At 63.3% G+C, this 6,550-nt stretch carries 4 protein-coding genes; 3 read left to right on the top strand and 1 reads right to left on the bottom strand.

What is annotated here, in order from left to right:
* Positions 1-1,213, bottom strand: a 1,213-nt coding sequence (locus tag KDH09_19375) for a nitrite/sulfite reductase (protein MCB0221868.1), incomplete at its 3' end; no start/stop codon positions are given.
* A gap of 590 nt (positions 1,214-1,803) precedes the next feature.
* Between KDH09_19375 and KDH09_19370 the strand changes: the two genes are divergently transcribed.
* The 3 genes from KDH09_19370 to KDH09_19360 all read left to right on the top strand — a co-directional run bounded on the left by KDH09_19370 (position 1,804) and on the right by KDH09_19360 (position 6,303).
* Entirely contained in the window at positions 1,804-2,319 is a 516-nt protein-coding gene (locus KDH09_19370) for a 4Fe-4S dicluster domain-containing protein (protein ID MCB0221867.1), read from the top strand.
* A gap of 178 nt (positions 2,320-2,497) precedes the next feature.
* Positions 2,498-4,465 (top strand): ABC transporter ATP-binding protein, encoded by a 1,968-nt coding sequence (locus tag KDH09_19365; GenBank protein ID MCB0221866.1) that lies wholly within the window; start codon positions 2,498-2,500, stop codon positions 4,463-4,465.
* Complete coding sequence (locus KDH09_19360) at positions 4,462-6,303, top strand: ABC transporter ATP-binding protein (GenBank protein MCB0221865.1); 1,842 nt, start codon at positions 4,462-4,464, stop codon at positions 6,301-6,303. The genes KDH09_19365 and KDH09_19360 overlap by 4 nt, the downstream gene beginning before the upstream one ends.
* Positions 6,304-6,550: the final 247 nt, after the last annotated feature.

The raw sequence follows: 6,550 nt of genomic DNA, 5'->3' as shown, positions 1-6,550 counted from the left end.
CGTTACGCAGACGCAGCGCGCCGGGATTGGCCATGCCGATGGCCTTGAGCCCTGCGTGCAGGTCCTTGAGGTCCTTGGTCTTGACGCCGCGAATGAGCAGGTTCTGGTCCTGCGTCACGCGGATGGAATCGTGCATGTACTTGCGGCACAGCTCCGCAAGTGCCTTACCCTGGGCGGCGTCGAAGTCGCCGCGCTCCAGGCGAAGGTTGGCCAGCGAGTAACCCTGCTGCTTCTGCGGCATGGTGTTCATCTGGTACCACTCGTAGAACTCGGGGTCGCCGTTGGCCTGCCACTCGTAGGGCTCTTCGGCCGGCAGGTTTACTTCGATCTCTGAGAGCACCTTGGGCTCCCAGTTCTCTCCATGCTCTTCGAGCCAGAGCTTCTTGCGCTCTTCATAGAGTTCTTCGAAGCGCGCCTTGAACTTTTCGGTGCCCATGTCCTTGAGCACGAACTTCATGCGCGCCTGCATGCGGTTCTTGCGGTTGGAGTGGTGGTGGTGGATGAGCACCAGCGCCTCGCAGGCAGGCATGATGAGCGTGGCGGGGATGAAGTCGGCAACTTTCTCCGCCAGCACCGGCGTTGCGCCAAGGCCGCCGCCGCCGTAGAGGATAAAGCCCTTCTGACCGTCCTTCACCGTCGCCACCGCGCCGATGTCGTGGATGGCGACGATGCCGCCGTCCTCATCCTCGCTGCCCGAGAAGGCCACCTTGAACTTGCGCGGCAGGTGCTGCGTGAGATCGTGGCGCATCAGGTGGTAGGCCACCTCGTGCGCGTAGGCGGAGGTGTCGAACGCTTCCTTGGGATGCACGCCGGCATAGGGCGTGGCCGTCACGTTGCGAACCGAGTTGCCGCAGGCCTCGCGCGTGGTCAGGCCGACGCGGGCGAAGTCCTTCATCATCTCGACGATGTCGTCGATCTTCATCCAGTGGATCTGAATGTCCTGGCGCGTGGTCGCGTGCATGATGCCGTCGGTGTATTTCTCGGCGACTTCGGCAATGCGCTCGAGCTGGTCGGCATTGAGACGGCCGTAGGGAATTTTTACGCGCACCATCTGCACGCCTTCCTGGCGCTGTCCGTAGATGCCGTGGTGCAGACGGAATCCCTTGAAGGCTTCTTCTTCGAGCTGCTTGCTCTTGAAGCGCTCGACCTCGGTCGCGAAGTAGTCGATCTCGTCCCAGATCATCTGCGGGACTTCGATTTCGGTAACAGCCATCGGTTCAGTTCTCTTTCCTACAAAAATTCGGAGCCGGTCCGGCCCGCCCGTTTCCCGGTGAGATTGCCGCTGCTGTCTTCACTGATGCAGCGCGCCACCGTTGTGGTGCGCGGCAGGGTGATCTTCGGGGCAGCTTGTGAAGCAGTCAGGCACCCAAGGCGGCCGGAGAGTGGTCAGAAGAGCGATCTGGCTCTCCATCACGCGGCGCATTATGCAGCAAAGCCCCAAATCCCAGCAAATGACTAGGATTTAGTTTCTAGGCAGCCCGATGTGAGAAATCATCCGAATCCACTAGGGATTTTAAGGCCTTGGAGCGCCGATTCACCTTTTCCCACTATACCGGTAGGCTTTGGCCTGGAAAATCGGAAGCAGTCCGGCGGCCGGCCGGGACAACCCTTGCCGGTCCGGGCGGCTGCGTCTAGAGTCCGCTCCACGCAAGGCAGCCCGCGCTTTTTCGGGCCTGCCAGGGAAAAACGGGAAAAAGCACCATGCCTGTTGGAGTCGTCACAGTCCGCCGCCGGGAGTTCACTTTCCTGGAGAAGATCTACCTCGTCGAGATCGGCAAGGGTCTGGCCTACACGCTCGGCCACATGCTCCGAAACCTGGCCTTCGAGTGGGGCAAGCGCATTCCCGGCGTGCTGCCGGTGCTCCAGAAAATGCGCTCGATCCCGCTGCTCGGACGCATGATGCCCATCGAGCGCGGCATCGTGACCATCGACTATCCCTACCAGCGCGCCAAGCTGCCGGCCAACTACCGCACCTTCCACCGCCTGATGTCACACACCGACGGCTCGGTGCGCTGCACCGCCTGCATGCTCTGCGCGACGAACTGCCCCTCGCAGTGCATCCACATCGTCGCCGAAGAGACCGAGGAAGAGGTCGAGAAGAAGCCGCTGCGCTACGACATCGACATCATGCGCTGCGTCTTCTGCGGCTACTGCGTGGAGGCCTGCCCGTGCGATGCCATCCGCATGGACTCGGGCATCATCGACGAGGCCTACTACGACCGCCGCGTCCACGACATCAAGCTGCTCATGAGCCGCGGCGAAAAGGTCTACCACGACTACGACAGCACCTTCGGCTACGGTCCCCACGGCAAGAACTAGCGAACCGCTTTCGCGGCTCCCGGCATCCCACTGAGTTGATCTACAAGGGGTGACCCAATGGGTCACCCCTTCTTTCATCTGGAGCAGACCCACCGGGTCGCCCCTTTTTTCTGCGTTCCGCTTGGCCATTGTCCGGGCGGGACTAAGATGAGAACCCACACGCGGGGCGGTTTCATCAGTGAGCAGCAAACTCAAAGAAGCACGGGACGTGGAGTCCCTGCAGGGGGGCGAACTCTTTCGCCACTTCCTGGACAAATACCGCTGGAAGTACGCCCGCGGTTTCGTGAGTCTGCTGATCGTCGACCTGCTCGACCTGGCCACGCCGCTGCTCACTGCTGCAGCCATCGACCTGGTTACCGCTCACATGGTGATTACCCCGCTCGCTCACGAGGGGCTCTTCCCCTTCCAGTGGACGGGACTTGACCCGGAGGCCCAGAACCGGCTCGAGCTCATCGCGGGGGCCTACCTGGCGGCCTTCGTCATCATGGGAGCCTTCCGCTACGTCTGGCGCATGGCGTTCATCGCCACCAGTTACGAGACCGACCGCGACATCAAGACATCCTTCTTCTCGAAGCTGCTCAAACTCTCGCCGCGTTTTTTCGGACGCTCTCCCACGGGCGACCTGATGAGCCGCGCGACCAACGACCACGAAGCGGTGCGCATGGCGCTGGGCCCGGGCACGCTCATCTCGCTCGACGCGATCTTTTACCTGCTCACCGTCCCGCCGCTGATGCTCTACCTCAACTGGAAGCTCACCCTGATGGTGTTCATCCCCTTGCCGATCATTCCCATCGTCATCGTGAAAATGGGCAAGGTTCTCGAGCAGCGTATGCGCCGCGTGCAGGAAGGATTCTCCGCTGTATCGAGCGTGGTGCAGGAAGCCTTCTCGGGCATTCGCGTGGTGAAGGGTTACGTGCGCGAGCGCGCCGAAGAAAAGAAATTTGAGACCGTCAACGACGAGTACGTCGATGCGAACCTCCACCTGGCCAAGGCCCAGGTGCTGATGGAACCCATCATGCACTACTCGGTCAACGTGGGCCTGATGCTGCTGGTCATTGCCGGCGGCGGCCAGGTTTTGAGCGGCGCACTCAGTGTGGGCATGTGGGTTGCGATGCAGCGCTACATCTCCCGCCTGTCGTGGCCCATGGTCGCCATCGGCTGGACCATCACGCTGCGCCAGCGCGGCAAGGCCAGCGCCAAGCGCATCCTGGAAGTCATCAACGAGGCCCCCGACGTCATCGACGAGGGTGACCCGGCGGCCGAGCCCCCCATCGCCCGCGGCGAGCTGTTGCCGGCCGAGGGGGAAATCCGCTTCGACGAGAAATCCTACGAGCCCCTTGCCGGCAGCATCGAGGTGCGCGACCTGCACTTCGCATACGACGGCGCGGGCGAGGCCTTGAACGGCGTCAGCTTCAACGTGGCCCCCGGCGAGACCATCGCGCTGGTGGGCAAGATCGGCTCGGGCAAGTCGACACTGGTGAAGCTGCTCGCCCATCTGTATCCGGTCGGACGCGGGCAGATCCGCATCGGCGGCCACGACATCAATGACATCCCGCTCAAGCAGCTTCGCGAGTCCATCGGCTTCGTCCCACAGGAGCCGTTCCTTTTCTCTGAGACCATCGCCCGCAACATCGCCATGGGCGCCATCGATGACGGAAGCGGCAGCTATCGTCTGGCCGAGGGAGAGGCCCCGCCCGAGTGGGTGCGGCAGGCCGCCAGGGACGCCGATCTCTCCGGCGAGATCGACCGCCTGCCCCACGGCTACGACACCATGCTCGGCGAGCGCGGGATCAATCTCTCGGGCGGGCAGAAGCAGCGCCTGACACTGGCGCGGGCGCTGGTGCGCCAGCCGCCCGTTGTCATCTTCGACGACACCCTCTCGGCCGTGGACGCGCGCACCGAGGAAGCGATCCTCGAACACCTGCTCTCCTACGCACAAAGGCGCACGGCCATTCTGATTTCGCACCGTTTCACCGCCACCCAGCGGGCCGATCGGATTCTGGTGCTCGATGGCGGCAAACTCGTCGAGGAAGGCCGGCACGATGAGCTGCTCGCCCAGGGCGGCATTTACGCCGAGCTCTACCACCGCCAGCAGCTCGAAGCAGCGCTGGAGGCCGAGGCCCTGGAAGCGGAGGTGCGCGCGTGAGCGAAGAATCGCAGTTCTACGCCGAGGACCTCGTCCGCTTCGGCAGCGCCGACGCCCAGATGCTGCGGCGGCTGCTCGTGTTCCTGAAGCCGTACTGGAAGATGGTGGTCGTCGCCACTGTGCTGCTGCTGGCCAACACGGGTCTCGTACTCGCCATCCCGATGGTGCTGCGCAACTTTGTCGACAATGTTCTTACGCCCATGGACGGCGAGCGGCTCTATCGGTACGGCCTGATCATCTTCGTGCTGGTCACCGCCTACGCTACCGTCAGCGCGACGCAGGGCTACCTGTTCACCTGGATCGGCCAGCGCGTGATGTTCGACATCCGGCGTGACCTGTTCGCCCACGTGCAGCGCCTTCCGATTCGCTACTACGACAAGAACCCGGTGGGGCGCCTCGTTACCCGCGTGACCAACGACATCGCCTCGCTCAACGAGCTCTTTGCCGGCGGCTTCGTCCAGCTCATCAACGACACCTTCCTGATCGGCGGCATCATCGTGGCGATGTTCGTGCTCGATTCGCATCTGGCCGCGTGGGTGTGCCTGGTGTTTCCGCCGCTGTTCTTCCTGATCGGCATGGTCTCGCGCTGGATCCGCGTCGTGCTGCGCGAGGCCAAGCGGCTGATCGCGCGCATCAATGCGTTTCTCAACGAAAACATCACCGGCATGGCAGTCACGCAGCTCTTCTCGCGCGAAGCCGATCGCAACGCCGAGTTCCGCGCCGTGGTCGATCAGTACACCGACACGCAGGTCTCACTGATCCGCACGCAGAGCTATTTCCTGCCCATTTCCACGTCCTTCGCGGGCCTCATGGGCGCGGCGATCCTGTGGATCGGCGGGCAGTCGGCACTGGCAGGCATCACCACGGTGGGAACGATCACCGCGTTCCTCTATTACGCTCAGCAAATCTACTTCCCCATCCGCACCTTTACCGACAAGTTCAATATCCTGCTGCTGGCGATGGCGTCGGCCGAGCGCATCTTCACACTCATGGACGAGCGCCCCGAGCTCAACGACGACGAGCTGCTCGCCGGTCACGACAAGGACCTGTTGCAGCACAAGCCACTGGGCGGGTCGATTACATTCGATCACGTGAGCTTCGGCTACAACGTGGACGCGCAGGCCCTGAAGGACGTCTCCTTCGATATCGAGCCCGGACAGAGCGTGGCGGTCGTCGGCGCGACGGGCTCGGGAAAGACGACGCTCATTAACCTGCTGGTGCGCTACTACCCCCTGGAAGAGGGGCGCATCCTGCTCGACGGGAACCCGATCAACGAGCTGCCCGCGCAGGAGATCCGCCGCTGTGTGGGCGTCGTCCCCCAGGACGTGTTCCTCTTCTCGGGCAGCGTGCTCGATAACCTCTTCATGCCCGAGTCCATGAGCGAGGAAGAGCGCCGCGCCAACGCGCGCCGGATCTTCGAGGAGCTGGGCTGCGAGGAGTTTCTCGACAAGCTCCCCCAGGGACTCGACACCCCGATCACCGAGCGCGGCGGCAATCTCTCGGCCGGCGAGCGACAGCTCATCGCCTTTGCCCGCCTGCTCTGTTACGACCCGGAGGTCGTCGTCCTCGACGAGGCCACCGCCAACATCGACGCCTCGACCGAGCGGCTCATCCAGCGCGCCACCGCTCGGCTCATCCGCGGCCGGACCTCGATCATCATCGCCCACCGGCTCTCCACCATCCTGGGCGTGAACCGCATCATGGTTCTCCACCACGGTCACCTGATCGAGCAGGGAAATCACGAGAGCCTGCTCGCCGAAGGCGGCGTCTACGCCAAGCTCTACGAGCTCCAGTTCAGCGGTCAGAACGGCAACGGCGCGAGTGCGACGCCGGCATAGGGAATCATTCCGTGTAGGGGCGGGGTCTACCCGCCCTGTCTTTCGAAGAAGGGCGGGTAGACCCCGCCCCTACGGTGCAACGCGCAGAGGCACCCGCTCCCCACGCGATTTCCCAAACCACCCGTCGAAGCGGTACCATGGCGCGCAAGAGCAATGGGAATTCTCTCCAGACTTGGGCTGGCATCGCGCGCCGTGGCCAGACCCGAAGACCTGCGCGGGCTTACCGTGGAGCTTTCGAGCCACTGCG

Source organism: Chrysiogenia bacterium, assembly GCA_020434085.1.
Lineage (GTDB): Bacteria > JAGRBM01 > JAGRBM01 > JAGRBM01 > JAGRBM01 > JAGRBM01.
Note: the sequence above shows the minus strand (reverse complement) of the source record. Positions and strands in the feature narration are given on the sequence as shown.

What these genes read in the sequence shown, in the direction of transcription:
- KDH09_19370 (MCB0221867.1), top strand. Translation starts at nt 1,804, where the DNA reads ATGCTCCGAAACCTGGCCTTCGAGTGGGGCAAGCGCATTCCCGGCGTG.